The 21,849-nt window shown below is 56.8% G+C and carries 19 protein-coding genes and 1 tRNA gene; 11 read left to right on the forward strand and 9 right to left on the reverse strand.

Annotation, left to right across the window (positions count from 1 at the left end; all coding sequences use genetic code 11):
- Window position 1 precedes the first annotated feature (1 nt).
- The 4 genes from NW812_RS00225 to NW812_RS00240 form a co-directional block, all read right to left on the reverse strand.
- Window positions 2-298: a BolA family protein gene (locus NW812_RS00225; protein ID WP_414393014.1), complete on the reverse strand. Its 297-nt coding sequence runs from the start codon at window positions 296-298 to the stop codon at window positions 2-4.
- Between the two features lie 64 nt (window positions 299-362).
- Window positions 363-436 (reverse strand) — tRNA-Met (locus NW812_RS00230).
- 104 nt (window positions 437-540) lie between these two features.
- Window positions 541-1,800, reverse strand: coding sequence for a DUF4912 domain-containing protein (locus NW812_RS00235; protein WP_414393016.1), 1,260 nt, complete (start codon window positions 1,798-1,800; stop codon window positions 541-543).
- A gap of 202 nt (window positions 1,801-2,002) precedes the next feature.
- Complete coding sequence (locus NW812_RS00240) at window positions 2,003-2,140, reverse strand: hypothetical protein (protein ID WP_414393018.1); 138 nt, start codon at window positions 2,138-2,140, stop codon at window positions 2,003-2,005.
- On the opposite strand from NW812_RS00240, the gene NW812_RS00245 reads away from it, so the two are divergent.
- The 3 genes from NW812_RS00245 to NW812_RS00255 all read left to right on the forward strand — a co-directional run bounded on the left by NW812_RS00245 (window position 2,139) and on the right by NW812_RS00255 (window position 5,219).
- Entirely contained in the window at window positions 2,139-2,930 is a 792-nt protein-coding gene (locus NW812_RS00245; RefSeq protein ID WP_414393020.1) for a hypothetical protein, read from the forward strand. The genes NW812_RS00240 and NW812_RS00245 overlap by 2 nt on opposite strands.
- A 95-nt stretch (window positions 2,931-3,025) precedes the next feature.
- Entirely contained in the window at window positions 3,026-4,144 is a 1,119-nt protein-coding gene (locus NW812_RS00250) for a glycosyltransferase family 9 protein (RefSeq protein WP_414393022.1), read from the forward strand.
- 142 nt (window positions 4,145-4,286) lie between these two features.
- On the forward strand, window positions 4,287-5,219 hold the full coding sequence (locus tag NW812_RS00255) for a DMT family transporter (RefSeq protein ID WP_414393024.1): 933 nt from the start codon (window positions 4,287-4,289) through the stop codon (window positions 5,217-5,219).
- A 1-nt stretch (window position 5,220) separates the two neighbouring features.
- Here NW812_RS00255 and NW812_RS00260 read toward each other — a convergent pair whose 3' ends face one another.
- A complete protein-coding gene (locus NW812_RS00260; protein WP_414393025.1) occupies window positions 5,221-6,339 on the reverse strand; it encodes an iron-containing alcohol dehydrogenase family protein in 1,119 nt (372 codons plus the stop codon).
- Between the two features lie 179 nt (window positions 6,340-6,518).
- On the opposite strand from NW812_RS00260, the gene pilM reads away from it, so the two are divergent.
- From pilM to NW812_RS00280, 4 genes are all read left to right on the forward strand, one after another.
- Entirely contained in the window at window positions 6,519-7,679 is a 1,161-nt protein-coding gene (gene pilM / locus NW812_RS00265) for a type IV pilus biogenesis protein PilM (RefSeq protein WP_414393027.1), read from the forward strand.
- Between the two features lie 26 nt (window positions 7,680-7,705).
- Window positions 7,706-8,413 (forward strand): PilN domain-containing protein, encoded by a 708-nt coding sequence (locus tag NW812_RS00270; RefSeq protein WP_414393029.1) that lies wholly within the window; start codon window positions 7,706-7,708, stop codon window positions 8,411-8,413.
- Window positions 8,413-9,165 (forward strand): type 4a pilus biogenesis protein PilO, encoded by a 753-nt coding sequence (locus NW812_RS00275; RefSeq protein WP_414393031.1) that lies wholly within the window; start codon window positions 8,413-8,415, stop codon window positions 9,163-9,165. Before NW812_RS00270 ends, NW812_RS00275 begins: the two co-directional genes overlap by 1 nt.
- Window positions 9,166-9,398: 233 nt before the next feature.
- Window positions 9,399-11,513, forward strand: a complete 2,115-nt coding sequence (locus NW812_RS00280) for an AMIN domain-containing protein (protein WP_414393033.1) — start codon at window positions 9,399-9,401, stop codon at window positions 11,511-11,513.
- A gap of 193 nt (window positions 11,514-11,706) precedes the next feature.
- On the opposite strand, the gene NW812_RS00285 is transcribed toward NW812_RS00280, so the two are convergent.
- The gene (locus tag NW812_RS00285; RefSeq protein WP_414393034.1) at window positions 11,707-12,273 is read right to left on the reverse strand and encodes a DUF2854 domain-containing protein; all 567 of its coding nucleotides are present in this window, start codon (window positions 12,271-12,273) and stop codon (window positions 11,707-11,709) included.
- 122 nt (window positions 12,274-12,395) lie between these two features.
- On the opposite strand from NW812_RS00285, the gene NW812_RS00290 reads away from it, so the two are divergent.
- Entirely contained in the window at window positions 12,396-13,931 is a 1,536-nt protein-coding gene (locus NW812_RS00290; protein WP_414393036.1) for an aminotransferase class I/II-fold pyridoxal phosphate-dependent enzyme, read from the forward strand.
- Between the two features lie 4 nt (window positions 13,932-13,935).
- On the opposite strand, the gene NW812_RS00295 is transcribed toward NW812_RS00290, so the two are convergent.
- Window positions 13,936-15,399, reverse strand: coding sequence for a hemolysin family protein (locus NW812_RS00295; RefSeq protein WP_414393038.1), 1,464 nt, complete (start codon window positions 15,397-15,399; stop codon window positions 13,936-13,938).
- A 132-nt stretch (window positions 15,400-15,531) separates the two neighbouring features.
- Here NW812_RS00295 and NW812_RS00300 point away from each other — a divergent pair, with 132 nt between their 5' ends.
- On the forward strand, window positions 15,532-16,446 hold the full coding sequence (locus tag NW812_RS00300; protein ID WP_414393039.1) for a branched-chain amino acid transaminase: 915 nt from the start codon (window positions 15,532-15,534) through the stop codon (window positions 16,444-16,446).
- Window positions 16,447-16,513: 67 nt separating this feature from the next.
- Complete coding sequence (locus NW812_RS00305) at window positions 16,514-17,032, forward strand: phosphoribosyltransferase (RefSeq protein ID WP_414393041.1); 519 nt, start codon at window positions 16,514-16,516, stop codon at window positions 17,030-17,032.
- An 81-nt stretch (window positions 17,033-17,113) separates the two neighbouring features.
- Here NW812_RS00305 and NW812_RS00310 read toward each other — a convergent pair whose 3' ends face one another.
- On the reverse strand, window positions 17,114-20,050 hold the full coding sequence (locus tag NW812_RS00310; RefSeq protein ID WP_414393042.1) for a methyltransferase domain-containing protein: 2,937 nt from the start codon (window positions 20,048-20,050) through the stop codon (window positions 17,114-17,116).
- 203 nt (window positions 20,051-20,253) lie between these two features.
- Between NW812_RS00310 and NW812_RS00315 the strand changes: the two genes are divergently transcribed.
- A complete protein-coding gene (locus NW812_RS00315; protein WP_414393044.1) occupies window positions 20,254-20,787 on the forward strand; it encodes a type IV pilin protein in 534 nt (177 codons plus the stop codon).
- Between the two features lie 109 nt (window positions 20,788-20,896).
- Here the strand turns inward: NW812_RS00315 and NW812_RS00320 are convergent, their stop codons facing one another.
- Entirely contained in the window at window positions 20,897-21,847 is a 951-nt protein-coding gene (locus NW812_RS00320; protein ID WP_414393046.1) for a glycosyltransferase family 2 protein, read from the reverse strand.
- Between the last annotated feature and the right edge of the window lie 2 nt (window positions 21,848-21,849).

Consider the following 21,849-nt stretch of genomic DNA (forward strand, 5'->3'; position numbering starts at 1 on the left):
CTCAAGAAGGAGGGAATGGGGATGATTGAAGAGCTGAACCGGGATCCGCTCCCTGAAGCTCCTCCCACTGGCTAGGAGTAAAGGTACGGAGAGCTAGGGCATGGAGACGGCCATCCTGAAGGTAGGGCTTCAAGGCCTCGTTCACCAGCCGGTGCTGTTGGATGAGGGACAGGCCCTGGAACTGCTCAGCTACAACAACAGCCTGAAAATGGTTGCCATCGCCCACTGTATCTTCTACGTGCACTTTGGCGCCGGGTAGGGCAGCCTGTATCAACGCCTCGATTTCCCGCGAATCCATGCGCCGTCTTCCTGGCTTCGGCCCAAGAAACGTAAAGAAGCTCTCCTCCTATTTGCAGATATTATAGCGGGGACTGGATTTGAACCAGTGACCTTCGGGTTATGAGCCCGACGAGCTACCAGGCTGCTCTACCCCGCGTCGTTCTTCTACTCTAGCCTGCTTCTTCCAGGGTCGGCAAGTCCTCGGCTACCGACCAAAAAAAATCCCCCTGGCAACCAGGGGGAAGGGCAAGAGCAGAACCTCTAGGGCAGCAGTTCCTCAAGGGCCTCCTCTTTGGTGTTGGTGCGGCGAGAGAGGGTGCGGCGATCGAAGGTCATGTGGATCTCGCGGGTTTGCTCGCCGTCGGCAGCTACAGCAAAGATGGGAAAATCGATGTTGCCGTCGGGGAAAGCCATGTGGAAGCGGAAAGTGCCATCAGGGTTGAGCTGGATCTTGCGCCCCCCGATGGTGACGGTGGCATCGGGCTCCGTGGCTCCATAGACGATGAGTTCGGCATCGGCCACCAGCCAGAACTTACGGGAGCGCCGCGGTAGCACTTCGGAAGCGCCCGAGAACAGCCCCAACCCCGAGCCAGAGGCCATCCAAGGAGCAGCAGGCACTTCTGCCATGCCCATCATGCCCACCCCGGACGGAACGATGAACGAGCTGATGGCCTGCTCCGGCACCAGTTGGTGGCTGCCAAACAAGGATCCCGCTACTCGCATCGCCTCGAAAGCCCCCACCATGTCCAGGAAGGGATCCGCTGTCCTCTCCCGCTGCGGCTCGTCGCCTTTGTAGGCCACCACGCCCATGCCGGTAGCGCTGCGCTTGTAGGGCTCGGTGAGCTGGTAGAGGGTGCGGCCCTGGAGGGGCATGTCAAAGGGCACTGTCAGGAAGTGCTCTTCAAACCAGTCAGAAGGGAAGACTGGCGGCACCATCACCGCCGCCGAGCGGGCCAACACGAGCCAGCGACCATCCGCCGTCCGGTAGCCAATCTCCACCAGGTAGGAGCGATCGCTCACCGGGATCGGCAGGTACCATTCCCGCGCCAACTCGTCGCAGGGGTACTCCTGCATGCTGTGGGCCGGCTGGCGGTCGAAATCGATATCCGTTACGTCATAGAGGCGCAGCGCCAACTGCTGACCTCCCTCGCGGCGCTTGCTCTCTTTGGCCTCGTTGGGCACATCCCAATAGGCGTAGGCCCACTGGGGATCCCGCGGCAGCAGAACAATGCGGCTTTCGCCATAGCCACCTGGCAGATCCCCTAACCCTTTATCCACATCGGCCAGATCCGGCTTGCTGGCAACCTCTGGACCCACAAACTTCGTTTGGGTAACCGATTCTTGCCCGCTGGGCGCTGGCATGGTATCGACAGGGCGCCCAGACTTAGCTTTGGCCTCCCGAATGGCCTCGATAAGCTGGTCTTTGGTCATGCGGCTGTACTTGGGGATCTGATAGCGAGCCGCTTCTTCCCGCAACTGCCGGATGGTCATTTCTTCTAAGGGGATCCGCTCTGGTGGCATGGTCGGGGCCTCCTCTCCTCAACAAATCGGGCTTGTGCGCACACTCAACTGGCTAACCGATAAGGCTGATCCCAGCTTGCGGCTAAGCGCAACCCCTGACCTACTGGGGTGACAGCCGGCTTTGCGTCTTCCAACCGCTGATGACTACAGGTTGGGATCAGCGGGGATCAGTAATGATGACCCTATGTTCACGTATTTCTTCCTATTGGTCAAGAGCTTGGGGATCGCTGGGGATCAGAAAGAAAGGAGGACTGCGCGCGATCCCCTGCCAAACCACCCCTACCTGGATAGCATGGGGGAACGAGCGGCTGCGGATTTTCAGGCCAAGAGGTGTGGGCATGAGAACTCAAGGCGCAGGGATCCGGATCAAGGCGGCAGCCCTGGGACTCCTGGCAGGGGGACTTGTCTTGCCGGGGGAAGCGGTCGAGGCGCAGACACTGTTTCCTCCCCTCCACCGCCTGCAGGGGGGATCCCCTACCCCAACCCTTGAGAAACAAGAAGCGCCCTGGCGTTCGGTCACTCCCGACCAGCTATTTCCTGACGAGAACGCAGGATCAGAAGGGCCGATTTTCGATTTGGACTTGTTGCGCCAGTTTGGCCCCAGCGCCGGCGGCGGTGGCTTGGGGTCTGGGCAAGGGGGAGTAATCGGGCCTGGCAGCGGCCAGAGCGGAGTGCGCGGCTCCAGTCCTGGCTCAGGGGTGGGCACAGGCCAAGGGTCAGGGGGTGGAACTGGCCTGGAGGCGGGATCCCAGCGGCCCCAGTCCCAGGTAACAGGGCTGCTGGTCGATGCCCGCGGCCTGGATTTTCTGCCCAGCCAGTCGATGCGCCTTTTGGATCCCGATGGCAACCCTGTTTACCCGCCCATCAACCTTGGCCAGGATCTCAACGCCGCCTTTGTGGGCAGCGAGGGCACAGCCGCCTACGCCACCTCGGAAGAGCAGGCCCGCTGGTTAGTCAACCGCATTGGGGAGCGGCCCCACCGCATCCGCGCCCTGCGCACCTTGGGCTATGACCTGGTGATCTCTGCCGAAGATGCCTTCAACTTGCGCCGGATGAACGCCGCCGATGGCTTTCTGGATCGCTTTGCCGTGGTGGTCATCTGGGATGGCAGCCAAGCCAGCTTGCCCTAAGTCTAGCCCCTCCCCAAAACCTGGCTGGGAGGCTGACCTGGGGATGCTAGCCTAGCGAGAGGGCTCTACACCACTGACCCAGACGGCATAGCCTTATGCAACGGTTTGCCAACCAACCCCTGCGGGAACGGCCACATCTAGCGGTATTTTCTTCCAGCAAGGTGGGCAACTTTGTGGTCACCATCCCCCTCTTGCGTGGCCTCAAGGAAAAATACCCCGGCTGTGTGCTGGATTTTTTTGGCAGCGAAATTACCCGCGACTTTGAGCTCCACTGCCCCTACATCGACTTCAGTTTCCCCCTCTACAGCCGCCGCCCCGATTACCTCGAGGCCCTAGCGGCCGCTGTGCGGGATCGCGTGGCCCAAGCTGGTCCCTACGATCTGGCCATCAATTGCGACGAGTTTAGCGAGCTCAACCTGGTAGCGGTAACGGCCCTGCGACCCCAGTACATTGCCGGGGCTGGCCTGACCTTGGATTTTCGCCGCAAGTTGGATCCCGGCTCCGACCCGGTGCAGCGCATGCTCCAGGACGACGACTGGAACAGCCTGGAGTTTTTGCAGCGCTACAGAGATATCCTCACCAGCAACTACATTGCCGAGATCTTCTGCCGCCTGGCCTACGTAGAGACGGATTTCTTCCGCCTAGAGCTCCCCAGCCGGGATCCCGATTTTCCGGTGCCGGAGGTTCTCGTACACATCACCACCACCCGCCGCGCCAAGATGTGGCCGCTTGAATACTGGCGCCAGGTAATCCAGTGGTGCCAGGGCCAGGGCTTGCAGGTGGGGCTAGTGGGCAGCGCCCCCGAGCTGCAGCGATCCCTCTACCACGGCGACGGCGAGGAGCAACTGCTGGCTGAAACGGGGATGATTGACTTGCGGGGCAAAACCACCCTCCTCGAGCTGGCGGGGGCCCTGAAGCGGGCGCGGGTCTGTATCTCCGTGGATGCGGGGCCAATGCACATTGCGGCAGCTGTAGGCTGTCCCACCATTGCTCTATTTGGCAACGATGCCGACGGCGATGGAGCTAGCCCCGTGCGACTGTGGGCACCTCGCTTGCCCCATGTTTACGTTACCCAGACTCCCTATAAATGTCGGGTCTGCGCAGAAAACAAGTTCAAAAACGAAGCCTGCCTAGTGGAAGGCCACCCCTGTATGGTTCACCTCAAGCCGGAAACGGTCATTGGCTACCTCAAGGAGATTCTCAAGAAAAGCTAGGGGTCCCGTTTTGCCCTGCCCCTTGGAGCAGTCCGGTGGACAGCAGGGAGTGCCCAGGTGGGCAGGCTGGATCCCCGAAAGTCTGGCTGAGCTGAGAGTTTGAGGCCGAAAACTCTGTCCCTAAACCATTTGGGTGTAAGCTGTGACTCCAAGGAGGAGGTACAGCCATCAAGGGAGCCGCCTTGCTGAGCAAAGAAACAAGAGGGCTTGGCAAGGAGTTGCCCTAAAGCTGCTAGCCACCTTTTGCTTTGCCTGCTTGGGGGTAATCATCCGGCTCAACACTCCCGCCCTGCACCCTTTTGAGATTGTGTTTCTGCGCAACCTCTTCGGGTTTCTTGCCCTGGTACCGCTGCTTCTGCGAGCAGGGATCCACTCTCTGCACACTGCCAAGATGAGCTTTTACCTCCTGCGCTCGGCAATTAGCACCCTGGGAATGCTGCTTTCCTTCTGGGCGGCCAGCCTGTTGCCTTTGGCAGAGGCCACGGCCCTGAGCTTTGTCCAGCTTTTGTTTGCTGGCATGATGGCGGTTTGGGTGCTGGGAGAACAGATGCGCCCCTCGCGCTGGCTGGGTTTGGGCTTAGGAGTTGTCGGGACTTTGGTGATGCTGAGGCCGGGCTTTCGCGAATTCTCTTTGGGCACAGGGCTAGCCTTAGCGGCGGCGCTTCTTTTTGGCTGGGTGATCATCGTGCTTAAGATCCTCGCCCGCACCGAGTCCAGCCTCACGATCACTGCCTACATGGGCCTGTTGCAGACTCCCCTTTCCTTCTTGGCTGCCGTTTGGGTTTGGACCTGGCCTTCGCCGGAGCAGTGGCTGTGGATGGTGGCGATGGGACTGTTGGGCAGCCTTGGCCAGGTGGCCCTTGCCCAAGCCTACAAGCTAGCCGACGTAACGATGCTCCTGCCTTTGGATTTCTCCCGCCTCCTCTGGGCTAGCCTGCTCGGGTTCTGGGTGTTTGCCGAGATCCCGGATGGGTGGACTTGGGTAGGCGGAACCCTGATTTTAGCAGGCGTCACCTCCGCGGCATACAGCGAGGCCCGCCAAGCCCATAGTAGGGGAGTCTGCCAAGGACAATGACTTACACCCGTGGCAGGACGGGGCTGGAGCTGGTCACGTCAGTGGTGGTGAGGGCCACCAGCAGGGCTTCGGGGCTAACAGGGAAGGGCAGGTGGTGGATATCCGATCCCGGCTGGCAGGCCACTTGGGCAGCGTGCAGCAGCTCGGCGGATCCCAGGTGGCCTAGGTGCAGATCCCGCAGGTTCAGGGGCAGTCCCACCTGGCGGTAGAACTCCAGCAACTGAGTGCGGGCCGCTAGCGCCAACTGGCTTCCCTGCAAGATCTCCTCCAGGCGGAGCTGGGCCAAGATGCCAAAAGCCACTTTCTCCCCGTGCAGGGTGGCCCGGTGCCCCCTCAGATGAGTAAGGCCATTGTGGACAGCGTGGGCGGCCACGGTGCGACATTTAGCCCCTCCCAAGCCGCCGACGATCCCCGCTAGGCAAATGCAGGCATCCACCACTTGCTTCCAAGCAGTTCCGCCCGGCTCCCTCAAGGCCGCCAAGGATTGCTGGAACAGCAGATCCCGCAGGACACGGGCTTGTTGCACAGCAGCAATCACCAAGGCATCTTCCGAGTTGCCACTGCTTACAGAAGACTCGTACCACTTGGCCAAGGCGTCTCCGATCCCGGCCACTAGCGTGCGCGCTGGGGCTTGCAGAATGAGCTCATAGTCCAGGATCAGGGCAGCGGGAGCTTGATCCAAGGCCACATCCCGCTGAAAGGCGCCTGCATCGGAGTAGATGTTGGACAGGGCACTCCAGGCAGCACAGGTGGCGGCAGAGGTGGGCACCGTTACCACTGGGATCCTCAAACGATGGGCCACCAGCTTGGCCGTGTCCAGCGCCTTGCCGCCTCCTACCCCCAAAATGCCGGTTACCGATTCTGCTGTGGCCAGTGCCTGCAGGCGAGCCAGCTCCGACTCACTGCAGTCAACCCCGTAGGTAGTCCAGTAAACCTGGACGGCGGGATCCCGAGCAAAATTGCGCTTCAGGGGCAGCTCTGCCACGGCCAGGGATCGCTCCCCCCCAATGACCAGCACGCGGGATCCCAGAACCGTCAGAGGTACAGTCCCCAAGATGCCCCTGCCCCGGTACAGGCGGGCCGGCGCCGGGATGGCTAGGTCAAATTCACAAGTTCTCATTCCCAAAAGGGGCAATTACAGACTACGATTCTAGCCGCCAGTTCTGCCTTTCCCACCTCAGGTGTAGTCACGGGCAGGCCTTGCTTGCTTAGAAGGGGTTGATAAGGAGAACCTGCTAGCACAAATCTTCGCTGGCAGTCAACGGCAAATGGTGGTAACCCCCCAACAGATTGGGTAGTATGCGTCTAGCAGTGGCGCAGAGGGTGGGGTTTCCCAGCGTGTTCGGCTTCTTCGGCGGTTTCAAAGCCCAAACCATGCTTGGGGTGGAGATTAACCCCGAGCGCATCGCCGTTGCCCAACTCAAAAAGCAGGGTAGTGGCCGCTATCGGCTGGCTCACTACCACACCGTGGAAATGCCCGAGGGGGCGATGGCCGAGGGGCGCATCCTCGATCCCAACACCGTTGGCCTGAGCTTGGCTAACTTGCTCAGCGAGTACAAGGTGCCCACCAACTTGCCGGTGGCAACCGCGGTGCCGGCGCGGGAGGCCATTGTTCGCCTCCTTCGCCTACCGGCTGATCTGCCTGCCGATGAACTGCGGCGGGTGGTTTTGGAGCAGGAGGCGGAACTCTACATCCCCTACCCGCGGGATCAGGCGGATGTGGACTACCAACCCCTGGGCCTTGACCTTTCCCAGGATGGCATTGAGCGCATCGAGGTGCTGCTGGTGGCAATCCCCAAGGAGGTGGTGGACAACTACCTGGCGGTGCTGCAAGCAGCCAACTTGAAAGCGCGCTGTGTGGAGCTGGCCAGCTTCTCCCTCATTCGCACCATCCGCGACCAGCTCCTCCAGTACAGCCCTCAAGAGGCAGTGTTGCTCAGCTCCATCGGCTACGACAGCAGCGAGATCAGCATCTTGGTCAACGGCATCCCCCAATTTACCCGCACGGTTAACATCGGCACTGTCCACATGCGGCAGGTGCTGACCCAGTCTCTCAGTTTGCCCTTCAGTCGCACTGGCGAGCTGTTGCGAACTCTGAGGTTACCCCTGCTCAACCCCAACGAGGTTTTGCTTGGCGGTGGGCAGGCGGTTTCCAGCAACCCAGGCGTGGCCGCAGTGGCGCGTGTTGTTACCGACTTGGCCGATGAGCTGAAGCGCTCCATTGACTTCTTCACGAGCACGGAAAGCAACTTCCCCGTGGTGAAGGTCTTTCTGGCCGGCTCCGGGGCCACTATCGGCCAGGTGGATGCTTTCCTATCTCAGTCGTTGGGCATGGCTGTAGAGCTGGCGGATCCTTTTGGCAACATCCTTGTGCCGGATTCCATCGAGGTGCCTCTAGAGGAGCGCCCGGCGATGGGAGTAGCTTTGGGTCTGGCCATGCGGGAAGCCGGCAAGGGATGACCTGCAATACCTAAGCGAGGCGACAGATGTACACCCCAGAGATCAACTTTCTTAAAGAAAGACCGGAAGTTCCCGCCTCCGTCCAGACAGGGGCAGAGGCAATAGCTGCCCCACCCACTGCCGCAGGAGCGGGGAGCTGGGCCCTGGCCCTTGGCCTGGGGTTTGCTGCGGCTGCCGTGGCCATGGGGGGTTTTTTGTACTTCCAGGCCCACTTCTTGCGCCAAAGAGATGCCCTAAGGGCAGAGCGAACCCGCCTCGAAGGGGAACTCAGCACAGCCAATGCCGAGTTAACCCGACTCCAGGGCCTCAGCCAAGAATTACAAACCATTCGCACCCAGACGGAGGGCTTCCGCTCTTTCCTGGGATCCATCCAGCCCTGGTCAGCCATTTTGGAGGAAGTGCGGCGCCGGATCCCTGGCCAAGGGGTGTGGATAACCAACATCAGCGCTTCTGGGGACACCGTAAACATACAAGGAGAGGCGCTGGATTTTCCCTTGGTGAACGACTTTTTGCTCACCTTGCTGGATTCCAACTTCGTAACCAGCGCCGTTCTCAACAGCGCCTCTCGAGCGGAGGGCACACCTGAAACTGAAGCCAGCGTTGCTTACAGCATAACAGTTACTGTTCGGACTATCGGGGATCCCGACCCAGAGTTTACCCGTGAGCTGGAACAGCGGGGAGCAATAGGCCTAGTTGAAAAGATCCGTACCTTGCGTCAAGCGGAGGCGAACTGATGACTGGCTCGCTGGAAAGTTTTCACGATGAACAACTGATGGCACCTCCAGCAGGGCCGCCGGTACTGCTGGGTGTCGAGCTAACTCCCATTCGCATTGGACTTCTGATTGGAATCTTGGGTGTGGGCATGGCGGGCTTTCTGGCCTTCACCCAACTCCGTCCTCTGATCGAAGAAGTGCAAGCCTTGGAAAGGGAGGTGGCCCAAAAAACCAGCCAGTTGCAGGAGGTGCAGGGCCAGATTGCCAGCCTGCAGGATCTGCCCAACCAGATCGAGAGGGCTCGCGGGCAGCAGCAACAGCTCAGCGCTTTGTTTGCTACTCCTGAAAATGCCGACACTCACCTGATCGATCTCAACCGCCTGGTGCAGGGGCAACCTAACAGTCAGTTGCTCAGTTTCAGACCTTCTCCTTTAACGCCGGCTTCTTCGGACAACCCCGAAGTGCCCGCAATCATTGCTCCAGCCATCCAGGTGCAGACCACGCGCGTCACAGTGCAGGGTCCCTACGCCGACATTATCAACCTCATGAGAGACATCGAGCGTTTTCGGGCTCTGTTCCGCGTGGGCAACCTCTCCCTCAATCCCGTTCAAGGGAGGGGGGAGCTGAACGTCGCCTTCGACTTGACCGCCTATTACTACAACAAAGACATTCCCTTGGGTACTGCCCCTGCGCCCGAAGGACAACCCTCCCCTGCACCAGAACAGCCCGCCCCTACTCAATCTGAACCAGAGCAGCCAGCACCCGGTCAATAGGTCAGCCTGAACCCTGCTTAGGCTCTGGTGGCTGACAGCGGGCTCTGTCGCAAGGGGCAACCCAGAGGTGAGGGACATCTATCTAGTGTGACTGTAGGGAAGATTGGAGAAAAAAGCCTCTACAGGTAGTGGCAAAAGCTAAAATTTCGGCTTTGATTAGGGAAGCACGGCCTAGACCTGTGCTGAAGGTCAAGCAGGAACACGCTTGGACAAGGGCGTGAGGTGTGAGGATAATGAGCCGTCGAGTTGCTTGGGGATGGGCATTGAGCTTGATCCTTTCTCTGCCCCTGTTGGCCGTAGAAAGCCGGCCTGATGAGGCTGCTGCCCAACAATTGACCTCCACCCATCCGCAAAGCCTCAGCCGTATCACCGATATTCGGCTAGTGCCCCACGGCAACCGCATGAGACTGGAGATCCAAACCACGGGGGGCGCCCGTCCTCAGGTGTTCTTTACCCAACAGGGCCGGTCTTGGATTGGGGATATCGCCAATGCCCAACTGGATAGAGGTCAAGGCCGCTATCGTCAGGATTCTCCCCTGCCGGGAGTGCGCTTCATCGAAGCCAAGCAAATAGGTAGTGACAGCGTGCGGGTAGAAATTGCCGGCGTTGCGGCAGCTCCCCAAGGCTTGCTGGCCCAGCGTAGCCCAACGCAGTTGGTCTTCGAGTTTGAGGGCTTGCCCTCTGCCCTGCCAGCTCCTGTAGCTGCAGCGCCCAGCCAAGAAGTAGTGCCCAATCAACCAGCCTCGCCAACTCGAGCTCAGCCTGGTGCCCCACCGGCAACCCCTGCCTCTTCTCCGGCTGCTCAAAACTCTCCTTCTCCCCGCGTGGCAGCTGCTACTCCTCAGCCTCTTGCCCAAAACTCCCCCTCTTCCCCGCCAGCTCAGACAGCTCCTACTCCTCAGCCAGCTTCTCCTAGGCCGGTCATTTCTCAGGTGCCCTCCGTGGGCCAGCTTAACCAACCGCGATTGCCGCCAGGAAGCTTGCCCACTGGATCCCCCTTCCAGGGGAGAGCTGTGGCCCCTCCTGCTGGAGATATTGCCATCGGCACCATCTTGCCTGATCCTCCTCCGATTGACCTTGGATCCACAGCCAAGATTAGCTTGACCCTAAAGGATGCTCCCGTAGGCGATGTGTTGAGCCTGCTGGCGCGGCGAGCAGGACTGAATGTAGTGCTCAACGATGTCCCGCCCGATTTAACCATCTCTCTGGACGTGCAAGACTCGCCCTTGCAGGAGACATTCAACTATATCTTGCGGCTGAAACAGTTGCAGGCTCAGCGCCGGGGTCAGACTGTATTCATTGGAAAAACGTTGCCAGGAGTGGCAGGGGTTCTGGTGCGGAACTACCGCTTGAATCAGGCAGTCGCTACCAAGGAGTTGGTGGATCAACTTAAAGGAGTTCTAGACGCCGTTGCTCCAGGTGCTCAATTTTTTGAGGACCAACGCACCAACTCTATTACTGTGGTTGGCACGCCACAGCAGCAGGATATCATAGCTGCTCAGATTGCCCAGTTGGATGTGCGTCGGCGACAGGTTTTGATTTCTTTGAGAGCCGTTGATATTCGGCTAGATAACAACGAAAGCCTGTCAATCAGCCTAGGGGGGGCTTCCGGAAACTTTGCTGTTGGAACTCTGGGGGAGGCCAACTTTGGCGGTCAACCACTCAACCAACCTGAAGGATCCTCGGTAAGCTCTATTGGGCCTGTAGGCCCATCGGGATCGATTACCGGGATATTTAACACCCTTAACCGGCTGCAGCGGTCTCTAGCCCTGAGGGTAGAGTCTGCATTACGAAACGGAACTGGAAAAATTCTAACTGACCCCAAAATTGTGGTGGCAGAAGGCGGATCCGGCAGAATTAGCATTGCAACCAGCGTGCCTGTTAACGTTGAAACCATCACCATACCCCAGGGAGAAAACCAGCCTCCAGTTGTTACTCAGCGTTTACAGCGGGAGGATGCCGGGGTTATCCTTAACGTCTCAGAAGTTAGGATAGATGATAATGGGTTTGTCACCCTGACCATTCAGCCGGAAATTTCTATTCCTGTACCCATTCAAGTATTGGAAGGTGGAGACTTCGCAGGCATTCAACTTTTTAACATCGACAGAAGGCGGCTGGAAGCATCTCAACTCAGGTTAAGAGATGGGCAAACCTTTATTATTGCTGGCCTCATTCAAGACAGGGACACCGTTGAGGTTCAAAAAGTGCCTTTCCTAGGCGACTTGCCTCTTTTGGGTGCTTTGTTCCGCTCTCAGAGTGTGAATAACGAGCGCAATGAGGTGGTCTTCATGCTAACGCCCTACATTATGGATGATAATGTTGCTTTTGGTCTTCCTCCCAATCCGTAAAATTCCCAATCCGCAAAATAGGGTTATGCCGAACTGCCAAGTTTCGTGACATCCTCCCAACACTGATACTACAGGCACAGCGCAGGACCAATAGCTCCCCACACCCCTCATGAGTTAACTCTCGACAGTCCTGAGTTACTGGCTGCATTAGCTTCGGGATCCGTTGAGTTGCATTCAGCAGCTAATGGCTTCTTCAAGTGGCCTGGGATCCACCTCGGGCAACAAGCGCCAATTCCACCTGATTTTCTTGGGGCTGCCCCAGTTGCACCTCCACATCTCGGCCAAAGAAGCCTTGCATTTTTTTCTGGTAGCTTTCCTGCCATTGTTGGAAGGGAACCTTGGGAGAATCGAACAGAAGCACCAAGGTATACCGGCCATCTCGCAGCTCTTCTCTGTACCCTCTCACCTTGGGCAGATCTGCTTCTAGGGGGCCGCGCAGACCCAGAAGCTCCAGGGCATCTTCTAGGTGGGCATTAGCCCCGTAGCTATATTTGGTGATATCGGCGCGGACTTGCTTTTGAACTTCCGTGGCCTGCTGGGCGCGGGCTTGGATCACCTCGAGAGAAGGGGCGGCCAGGGCAGGTACCGGCTTGAGTTCCACTACCTTCATGGTTATCCCTCCCAACAGCAAGGGGATCCCGGCAAACAGGCCGATGAGATTGAGGGTGGGATCGTTGTAGTGGGCAAAGCCCCAAGCCGTGGCGGCAGCCCCGGCCAGCAACACGAGAGTGCTCAGGGGGAAGGGCAGTTTTTCAAACATACAGGAGAGGAAGAAAGGCCACCTGAAAACCCAGGCTAGCAGGAAAAGCGCCAGCGGTGGACTTAGCCTCCATTGGGATGGATAATCACAAAATGCCCACCTGGTGTGTTGAGGAGTGGTCTGTGGTTCTGTCCAATCTGTCCAAAACCTCTCGTTGCTTGCGCTCGCTGGATCGCAAAGCCCAGGAGCGAGCACCTCTATTTGAGGCCATCCGCCACTATTGCAGCTTGGATAAGGCTCCTTTTCACACGCCAGGCCACAAACAGGGACGTGGGATCGCTGCCGATCTGCGAGCCTTTCTGGGAGAGAACGTCTTCCGGGCGGATCTGACGGAGCTGCCGGAGGTGGACAACCTCCACGATCCCGATGGCGTGATCCGAGAGGCCCAGGAGCTGGCTGCAGCGGCCTACGGCGCCGATCGCAGTTGGTTTTTGGTCAACGGTTCCACCTGTGGCGTAGAAACCCTGGTGATGGCGGTGTGCGACCCAGGGGACAAGATCCTACTACCGCGCAACTGTCACAAGTCGGCCATCGCCGGCGTGATCCTCTCTGGGGCCGTGCCCGTCTACATTGAGCCAGATTTTGACTTGGAGCTGAGCATTGCCCACGGCATCACCCCTGCCAGCCTGGAGCAAGCGCTGGCCCAGCACCCCGACGCCAAGGGCGTGTTGGTGGTCAGCCCCACCTACTACGGGGTTTGCTGCGACTTAGAAGCGCTGGCAGCCATTGCCCATGCCCACAACCTGCCTCTGCTAGTGGACGAAGCCCACGGGCCCCACTTTGGCTTTCACCCAGAACTGCCCCTCTCCGCCTTGGAAGCCGGGGCTGACCTGGTGGTGCAGTCCACCCATAAAGTCATCTCCGGCATGACCCAGGCGTCGATGCTGCACCTCAAGGGATCCCGAGTCGATCCCAACCGAGTCCGCAACATCCTGCAACTGCTGCAGTCCACCAGCCCTAACTACGTGCTCATGATGTCGCTGGACGTGGCGCGGCGGCAGATGGCCCTGGAAGGGGAAGTTCTCCTGGGCCAAGCCCTGGCTTTGGCGGATCAGGCCCGCGCCCGCCTCAACCGTATTTCCGGGATCTTCTGTTTTGGCCCGGAACGCATTGGCTCCACTCCCGGCTTTTTCGATTTGGATCGCACCCGCTTGACCGTGACGGTGTCGGGGCTGGGCCTCTTTGGCTTCGACGCCCACGACTGGGTCAACGAGCACTTCCACGTGCAGCCGGAGATGTCCACCCTGCACAACGTGGTCTTTATTGTTAGCCTCGGCAACACCCAGCGGGATATCGACCGGCTGGTGGAGAGCTTTGCGGCTTTGTCGAAGTATGCCCAGGGATCCCCGCCTTCCCTGGCAATGGCCGAGAAACTGCGGCGCCTGGCCGAATTGAAACGCCCCCCCCTCCCGCCCCAACGGCTCTCGCCGCGGCAGGCCTTTTTTGCCCCCATCGAGCGGATCCCTTTTCAAGAAGCTGTGGGCCGCATCTGTGCCGAAATCATTTCCCCCTACCCGCCTGGAATCCCCATTTTGGTGCCTGGCGAAGAGGTAACCCAAGAGGCAGTGGACTATCTGCTGCTGGTGCACGAGGCGGGCGGCTTCATCAACGGCCCCGAAGACGTGCGGCTGCAGACCCTCAAAGTCGTCAAAACCTAGCTCCTCAACTGCCAGGCTTCGCCGTCTGGGCAGGGGGGAGTGCTGGCAGGGGGCTGGGAGAGTTGCGGCGATGGCGGACAACCTTCACCCGATCCACCCGCGGCCCCTCCATGCGCACCACCTGGAACTCGAGGCCTTGGTAGGTAAACCTTTCCCCTACGCGCGGGATCTTCTGCATCTGGTAAATCAAAAAGCCTCCCAGCGTTTGGTAATCCTCATGCAAGGGGAGGTTAAGGTGGCAGCGCTCGTTGACCTCTTCGATGTCCAACTGGGCCTGGATAAGGAGAGTGTTTTCGTCCAGCTCCTCGATGTCCGGCTCCTTCCTTTTGGGATCCGGCCCATCGGAGAGCTTGCCGACGATCTCCTCCACCAAGTCCTGAATGGTAATCAGGCCCGCTGTGCCGCCAAACTCATCCACTAGCACCACCATCGGCCAGTGGTGCCGTTGCATCTCCGGCAAGAGCTCTGCGATCAGCTTGTTTTCCGGCTCAAAGTGAACCTCCCGAATGAAGGGAGCAATGGGGCTGTGCAAATCCAAGGATCCCTTGGCCAGCTCGCCAATGAGCTCCTTGACGTGAATCAGCCCCCGGATGTCGTCCAAAGACTCGCCGTAGACCGGGTAGCGGGAATGCCCTGATTCGGCCACCTCCGCCAGCACCTCCTGGACTGTGGCGGTTTCGGGCACGGCGTCGATGCTGGTGCGCGGGATCATCGCCTCGCTGGCCACTTTCTCGCCAAACTCAAAGATGTTGCTCAACAGCTCCCGCTCCTCCGCCTCGATGTTGCCCGACTCCACCGACGAGGCAATCAGCAGTTGTAGCTCCTCCACCGTCATCGTGCTGTAAAAAGAAGTAGCCTCCGGAACGCGGACGCCCAAAAGGCGCAGCACGCAGCGGGAGGAAAACCGCAGGAGCTCCACAAAAGGATGTAAAAAGCGGCTTACCAGTCGGTTGAGCCAGGCCAGCTTTAGGGCAATTGGCTCCGAGTAGAGAATGGCCAGAGTCTTGGGGATCAGCTCCCCCAACACGATCTGCAAATAGGTGAGAAGCGAAAATACCGCTACCCCCGACCCACCTTGCACAAGAGCGGGATCCATACCCTGCAACCAGGGCAGTTGCCTCAGAGCCAAGAACAGCGTCGGCGCCACTTGGGTAGCCCCGATCCAGCCCAACAGGACGCTGGCTAGGGTGATGCCCAATTGGGCGGTGGAGAGGGCATACTCCAACTGCTCCTGGGCTTTTTGGACCATTGCCGCCTGGCGGTTCCCCTCACCGGCCAACTGCACCATGCGGGAGCGCCGCGCCGACACCAAGGAAAACTCCACCGCCACAAAGAAAGCGTTGATGAGGAGAAGGGCAATAATCCAGAGGAGACTGAGAGACGCCTCTCCCCACGCAAGCTTAGAGCTAGGTGCCGAGCCTAAAGGAGGGTCGTCCATTAGGGGAGCAGCAAGACGGATAGACAGCATTCTAGCTTAGAGCGCCTCCGGCCCTTGATTCTCTGGCGCCCGTCAGGTGGGCTAGAGAACGGCGGACTCCCGCTGCTGCGTCAATCGGCGATAATATTCCTACCCCTTTTCCTGCTGCAGTAGGTGCCGACCATGCCCGATTTTCTGCCCTACGCCTACTTTCAGGGCCAGATCGTTCCCTTTGCCGAGGCGAAGATCTCCATTGCCACCCATGCTCTGCACTACGGGACGGCAGCGTTTGGCGGCCTGCGCGGGATCCCCGATCCGCAAAATCCGGATCAAGTGCTGGTGTTTCGCCTGGATCGCCACTGCCGACGGCTAAGCCAGAGTGCTCGCCTACTCTGCTTCGATTTGCCTGCGGAGAAGATCGAGCAGGTCATTGTGGAGCTGATCCGGAAAAACCGCCCTTCCACCTCTTTCTACATCCGCCCCTTGGTGTATACCTCCGACCTGGGCATCTCACCGCGGCTGCACAACATCGAGAAAGACTTCTTCGTGTACGGGTTGGAATTGGGAGACTACCTCTCGCCGGAAGGGGTAAGTTGCCGCATCAGCTCATGGGCCCGCCAGGAGGATCGCAGCCTACCGCTGCGGGGCAAGATCACTGGCGCCTACATTACCTCCTCCCTGGCCAAGACCGAGGCAGTACAGTCTGGCTTCGACGAAGCTATCTTAATCAGCTCCCAGGGCAAAGTGAGCGAAGCCTCGGGCATGAACATCTTCATCGTGCGCAACGGCGTGCTGATTACCCCCAGCTTCGACCAGGACATCCTAGAAGGGATCACCCGCGACAGCGTCCTCACCTTGGCCCGCGACCTAGGGATCCCCACCCAAGAACGCCCTGTCGATAAGTCAGAGCTGTTCATCGCTGACGAGGCCTTCCTCACTGGCACCGCCGCCAAGATCACACCCATCCGCCAGATCGAGCAGTACGTCCTGCCGTCGTCCCGCCCCATTACCGAGCAACTGCGGCAGAAGCTCACAGCCATCATGGAAAACCGGGATCCCGCCTATTCCCACTGGGTAAAGGTGATCCCTCTGAACTAAAGTCTTAGATTGCCATCTCCAGGCTGGCTAGATGCGATATAGATAGTTAGAGCTGGAGAGGGATCCCTTGCACGAGATTTCCATCACCTGGGCCGACTACCACCGCAAAATCGAAGAGCTGGCCGTCAAGATTTACGAAAGCGGCTGGGAGTTTAACCAAATTGTCTGCATCGCCAAGGGCGGGCTGCGCATTGGCGACACTCTGGCCCGCCTATTCGATCTCCCTCTAGCAATTCTTGCTGCTTCCTCCTACTCCGGCCCTGGCAATCGCCAGCGAGGGCAGCTAATTTTCTCGCGGGATTTGGCCATGACCACCGCCAACCTGGGCAGCCACGTGTTGTTGGTGGACGACTTAGTCGATTCCGGCATGACCCTGAAGCGCTCTGTCCACTGGCTCAAGCACCACTACGGCTTTTACATCGAGGAAATCCGCACCGGTGTACTCTGGTACAAAGCAGCCTCCATCTATCAACCGGATTACTATGTGGACTATTTGCCCGATAACCCTTGGATTCACCAGCCCTTCGAACCCTACGAGCAGATGACACCCAAGCAGCTAATGGAGTCCCTGCGCTCTTTGGGTTAAACTGCAAATCTAACTCCTGAGTAAGCTTTTAGATCGACAAGCAGCTCAATACACCGTATTCCGGTTGCTGAAGTTGCACCCCTACTTAGTTGCAACTACATTTAGGCTAACTGGTTCCCCGAGAAAGACCATATCGCTGCAATCATTGAACAGCCCAAATCTGTCCACCTTTCGAATAACCCTGAAACCTACCTGAGCAAGTAAAGCAAATAAGTATTCCCACGAGAAGCCAACTTTATGGTAGTTTTGCTCATCTACTTGGTCACCAAACATCATACGCATAATGCGAAACCTCTGCTCTAAAGAAACTTCATCCTTCAGATAAAGAAGGCAGAGAGTAGGCATATCTGGGACACTGATCATCAACTGGCCCCCAAAGCGCAAAACCCGGTGCCACTCTTTGAGAGCAGTAGGTAGTTCACGTGTGTAGTTAAAGCGCTGCAGAATATAGGGAGCGTAGATGGCTTCTATAGAGTTATCTTCAAATTGACTAAGATCAATGGCGCTTCCAACATAATCCACATGGTCTCCTACCTGACTATCTAGAATCTTCCAGTCTGGATGAGGCTGCTTACCTCCAATATGAAGACGAATAGACTCAGCGGGCTTGGGCTCAGCTTGGCAATCTTCTAGAGGAGGAATAGATTGAATAAGTTGATGCTCATAAGCTAGCTCGAAGAAAACTCTCTCCATGGCTTTAGCCAACCGCTTTGGATCCCATACTATTGACCTGTGATATGAATCTCGAATAGTTTGCTTAGCTTTAGCCAAGCGTTCTGGATTATTGCCTAGCTGGATCCCACGCTCAATAAACTCCTCCACCGACCAGGTGATGCAATCCTCGAGGCCAACATTTTTCAGCAGGCTGTAACTCATTCGGCCATAGTAATGCCTGCCCACTAGGGTAAGGACTGGCACGCCCATATAGAGAGCTTCCATGGTGTGGGTTGCACCTGTGTAGGGGAAGGTATCCAGAACGAGATCCACTAAGGCTAGTTGGCCACGATGCTCTTCCACACTGCTGGCTTGAGCAAGAAATCGGACGCGATCGAGAACGCCCAGCTCTTTGGCTCTTTCCTGGTAGCGTCTAATAACCGTAGCAATTTCTCCTGATCCTTTGACAATCAAAACTCCGTTGGGAACGGCCTTTAAGATTTGCAGGTGAGCGTCGATACATTTGGGAGTACGTTTGTAAGCACTAGCTGCGGTTAGGAAAACAACATTTTTCGACTCTATTCTCAGACTAGCCTTAAAGTCTACCTCGTTGGCAGCAAAGACGTCCAGATGATCAACAGCACAGTAGCTGGGCAAGCGAATAATTCTTTCATGGTAGTCAGCTTGGGCCTCCTCAGGAAGGATATAGGGATCGGCAAAGAAGTAGTCAAATTCCGGCAAACCGACAGCATCTCCGCCAAGCCAGCCAATTTGGATAGGAGCTGCCCGCAAGGCCGCTACGATATTGGCGTCGTAGCTGGTAATGGAATCCATAAAAACCATGATGTCAATGCGATCCTCACGAGCTTGGGCAGCTACTTGAGGCGGCTTGGTTTCTCCTGGAAAAAAGCGAAAATAGAGATTTTCGTGAGAGCGAAATTTTTGGTACATGTTGTCATGACTGGCCATATCTTCATTTTTCCACCCCTGGTAGTAGTAGTAGACAACGTCCAGAAGATTGCGAGATAGGTTCCTGAGAGTAGCCTCACTGAGAAAGCCAACCGAATGTCGCTGAAAGCAGTTACCCAGAAAGCCTACCCTCAGCTTTCGCTTAGTTCTGCCAGATCCGCAGTAGTCTCGCTGATTCTTCTGCCAATATTCCGACCAAAGAAAGTCTCGCTGAGAAGCCATTAAGCTTAGGCAGTCGTTAAAGATTCTACCACCAATTTGTTGGTAATGACGAATCAGAGAGCGATCGTCATTTAGATAACTCCAACAAAAGCAAACTCGAAACAGAATGACTTTAGCAATCGTTAGACTCTCGAGTAGATTTTCATCGTTAATTCTTAGTGATCCTAAGTCGGCTTCCCTCGATAAAATTAAGTCTATAATTTTCTGGATAACAAAGTTTACCCGTTCCAGCTGTGCAGCATGGATCAATTTCTCCATGGATTCTGACAGAAGAGATAGGCGAAGAGTAAAGTTCTCTTGCACCTGTGAGCTCTCGGCCGCCGTGATGAGAGCTTCTCCCAGAATCGAATAGCCATCGCTGGTGGAGTGCTGGAAGAGGGCACGAGCTGCTTTTTGAAAGAAGTCGCCGATCAGATCCTCTATTGTCCACAAACCTTGATAGCGTTCGGCTTGCTTGGGATCTGCTGCCTGAGCTAGCTGAGCTAGGAGAGCAGCAAAGCCGGATTTCTGGTCCTCCAAAAGACGAGCTTGTAAAGCTGCGGCCACCTCAAAAAACAAATCCAGGTAGCCGTCATCCCATAGCCGAGTGAGAAGTTGAGTCAGGAGGGGCTCCTGGGTAATGTCTAGGGTCTGCTCCTCTCCCAAACTGGCCAATTGCTCCGCCAAAGCCTGCCCGTAAAAGCCCACGGCCAGCTCGTCTTGAGCTTGCAGAGCCCGCATCAGCAAAACCTGGGTGTTATCCCGCCGGAATGGATCCAGCTCAAAAGCCAGCTCGCGCAGCTTCAGGCAAACCTGGAAACGTTGTTGCTGCGAATCTTCAGTGGAGCTTTTTTCCAGGCTTTCTGCCAAGGATAGCAACACCTCTACCACCTTCTCCGCCGGCAGGATTCCTGCTTCTACCAAAGGTGTGTAGAGCTGGTAGGCAAGGTTCAGCCGGTTGGCAACCAAGGCCTGCTCCAGCGCCGATAGGGTGATTGCCTCTGGCTCAGAGGGAGAAGCCGACTCATCAGCCAATGAAGATGAGGGGAGGTCACAGAAGCCCCGCAAAAACTCCCGCCAACCCTTTGCGTCTTGCTCTCGGTAGAAAGCCACCAGCCACTCTGCAAAGGCATTGGGAGCCTGCTGAAGCAGTTGCCTAGCTTCCAGGATCTGGGCTTGCAGTGTAGGGTTCATGGGTGGGAAGGAGATCACTAGTCCTAGTTTGCCCCTCTGCAGCCAGCTCAGCTAGACCACCGGTTTTTGGGCTGCCCCTAGCAGAGATCCGCAATTGCACTCCGTGGGAGGGGACTGTTATGAACTGCCCGCCAGCGGGGTAAGTTAATAGCGGCAGGTAACCTGCACGGTTAACTCTCTAGGTTGTCAAAGGATCGAGTACCATGAGTGCGAAGTCTCGTCAGTCTCTGTTCCGGGCCAAGCTGGCTCAGCAAATTCTCTCCAAAGCCGAGGGCTTCACCCTGATCGAACTGCTGGTGGTAATTGTGATCGTCGGCATTTTGTCGGCGGTGGCGATCCCGCAGTTCTTAAACCAAGTGCGCCGCTCCCGCACGGCTGAAGCCCAGGCAGCTCTTACTGCGGTAGGTCGTGCTTCTGAAGTCTATCGGCTGGACTTCTCCCAGTATCCTAGTGACTACACTACGATTAAGTACGGCTGCCCCACAACCTACTGCGGTGCCAAGGGGGATAAATACATGAATGACCCGTGGAGCGCTCCCAACTACACGCTACCAGTGGCCACCAATATTTCTTCTGTTTCGCCTCAGGGAATACGCTGGGACACAACATCCAAGGGTGCTCCATACATCACCGCTTCTGGCAGCAAAATTCAATGCACCATTGGGCTGGGGGCGCAGGAGACAGCTGTGGCTACTGTGTCTACCTTTGTTGGTAAGAGCTGCAACGTCTTTGACTAGTTTTTATCTCTACTTTATGTACCCCGTGGCTCCCTGTGGGGAGCTTTTTTATTTCAGTTGCTCCAGTCTCCCTCAAGAGTAGGCAAGGGCTCTAGGCTAAACCAGTGAACTAGAGCGAGGACAGTAACTGTGATGGGTAGGAGATGCGAGTAAGAATACCCTTTTCGATGAGGTTCTGGTTGATTGCAGGATTGTCATAAAGTACGAACTCTTGATAGAGGGCTGCCATGGAAGCCATATCTCCTGAGCAGTAGGCATCCCGTGAGGCCAAGTGAAAAGGGAAGCAGATAGGTGTAGATTTTGAGCCCCACCAGTAATCAGGAAAGTTTCCTAGTTGGGCGTATTTCTTGTAGTAGTTCTGAAATCCGCAGTTCAAGTAGTGCAAAACGCAGGGTAAAGATGTTACCAAGGTATAATTTTCAGGAACATCAAAGCCGTGTACGCCATTGGGCAAAAGATCAGGATGGAGCCGAGCTGCCGATTTTCCATTTTGGTAAGCTAGAAAGTATTGGCTCTTACCAGAGATACTTCGAAACTGAGTGTAGAATTCAGGATTCAAGGTAGCAGGATTCTTCTTAAATAACGTGACCTCGTGAAAGTAATCGCCGATGTCAAATACTTCGGGAGCTGCCTCGTAGTTTAGAAACCTAACTTGGGATATGTTACTGCTTAATTGATCAAAATAATCTGAAGCTGACATCTGGCCAGGATAAAAAAGCTCATCTCCATCAATATGAAGAATCCAGTCCATTTCCTGCTCTAGAGCAAGCTGTATAGCAGTTTCTACGTTAAGGATCTGGCGAGCCATAACTTCATAGCCGATGTGGGGCTCACATGTGGGATAGAGAACATTCCATAACGCTTGTTGAACTTGTAGAGCTTCGTCGTTGGGAATAGCTGTTACATTGGAAAACTTAAGCGCTATCTGTACAGCGGGATCCTCTGGATCGTCAAAGAAGACGTAAATATGGTCGATCCCAATAGCAAGGTGATAGCGAATAAATGACTCTAGGCATAGGCCTGGATCTCGAACAGTGGTTACAATACAAACTCTGGCCATAG

It is taken from the genome of Synechococcus sp. O70.2, from assembly GCF_047462135.1.
Taxonomy (GTDB): Bacteria; Cyanobacteriota; Cyanobacteriia; order Thermostichales; family Thermostichaceae; genus Thermostichus.

Bases quoted from the DNA above. Each gene is read 5' to 3' on its own strand.
- NW812_RS00225 (WP_414393014.1), bottom strand. From the start codon at position 298: ATGGATTCGCGGGAAATCGAGGCGTTGATACAGGCTGCCCTACCCGGC.
- NW812_RS00235 (WP_414393016.1), bottom strand. From the start codon at position 1,800: ATGCCACCAGAGCGGATCCCCTTAGAAGAAATGACCATCCGGCAGTTG.
- NW812_RS00245 (WP_414393020.1), top strand. From the start codon at position 2,139: ATGAGAACTCAAGGCGCAGGGATCCGGATCAAGGCGGCAGCCCTGGGA.
- NW812_RS00240 (WP_414393018.1), bottom strand. From the start codon at position 2,140: ATGCCCACACCTCTTGGCCTGAAAATCCGCAGCCGCTCGTTCCCCCAT.
- NW812_RS00250 (WP_414393022.1), top strand. From the start codon at position 3,026: ATGCAACGGTTTGCCAACCAACCCCTGCGGGAACGGCCACATCTAGCG.
- NW812_RS00260 (WP_414393025.1), bottom strand. From the start codon at position 6,339: ATGAGAACTTGTGAATTTGACCTAGCCATCCCGGCGCCGGCCCGCCTG.
- pilM (WP_414393027.1), top strand. From the start codon at position 6,519: ATGCGTCTAGCAGTGGCGCAGAGGGTGGGGTTTCCCAGCGTGTTCGGC.
- NW812_RS00270 (WP_414393029.1), top strand. From the start codon at position 7,706: ATGTACACCCCAGAGATCAACTTTCTTAAAGAAAGACCGGAAGTTCCC.
- NW812_RS00275 (WP_414393031.1), top strand. From the start codon at position 8,413: ATGACTGGCTCGCTGGAAAGTTTTCACGATGAACAACTGATGGCACCT.
- NW812_RS00280 (WP_414393033.1), top strand. From the start codon at position 9,399: ATGAGCCGTCGAGTTGCTTGGGGATGGGCATTGAGCTTGATCCTTTCT.
- NW812_RS00285 (WP_414393034.1), bottom strand. From the start codon at position 12,273: ATGTTTGAAAAACTGCCCTTCCCCCTGAGCACTCTCGTGTTGCTGGCC.
- NW812_RS00295 (WP_414393038.1), bottom strand. From the start codon at position 15,399: ATGCTGTCTATCCGTCTTGCTGCTCCCCTAATGGACGACCCTCCTTTA.
- NW812_RS00300 (WP_414393039.1), top strand. From the start codon at position 15,532: ATGCCCGATTTTCTGCCCTACGCCTACTTTCAGGGCCAGATCGTTCCC.
- NW812_RS00310 (WP_414393042.1), bottom strand. From the start codon at position 20,050: ATGAACCCTACACTGCAAGCCCAGATCCTGGAAGCTAGGCAACTGCTT.
- NW812_RS00315 (WP_414393044.1), top strand. From the start codon at position 20,254: ATGAGTGCGAAGTCTCGTCAGTCTCTGTTCCGGGCCAAGCTGGCTCAG.
- NW812_RS00320 (WP_414393046.1), bottom strand. From the start codon at position 21,847: ATGGCCAGAGTTTGTATTGTAACCACTGTTCGAGATCCAGGCCTATGC.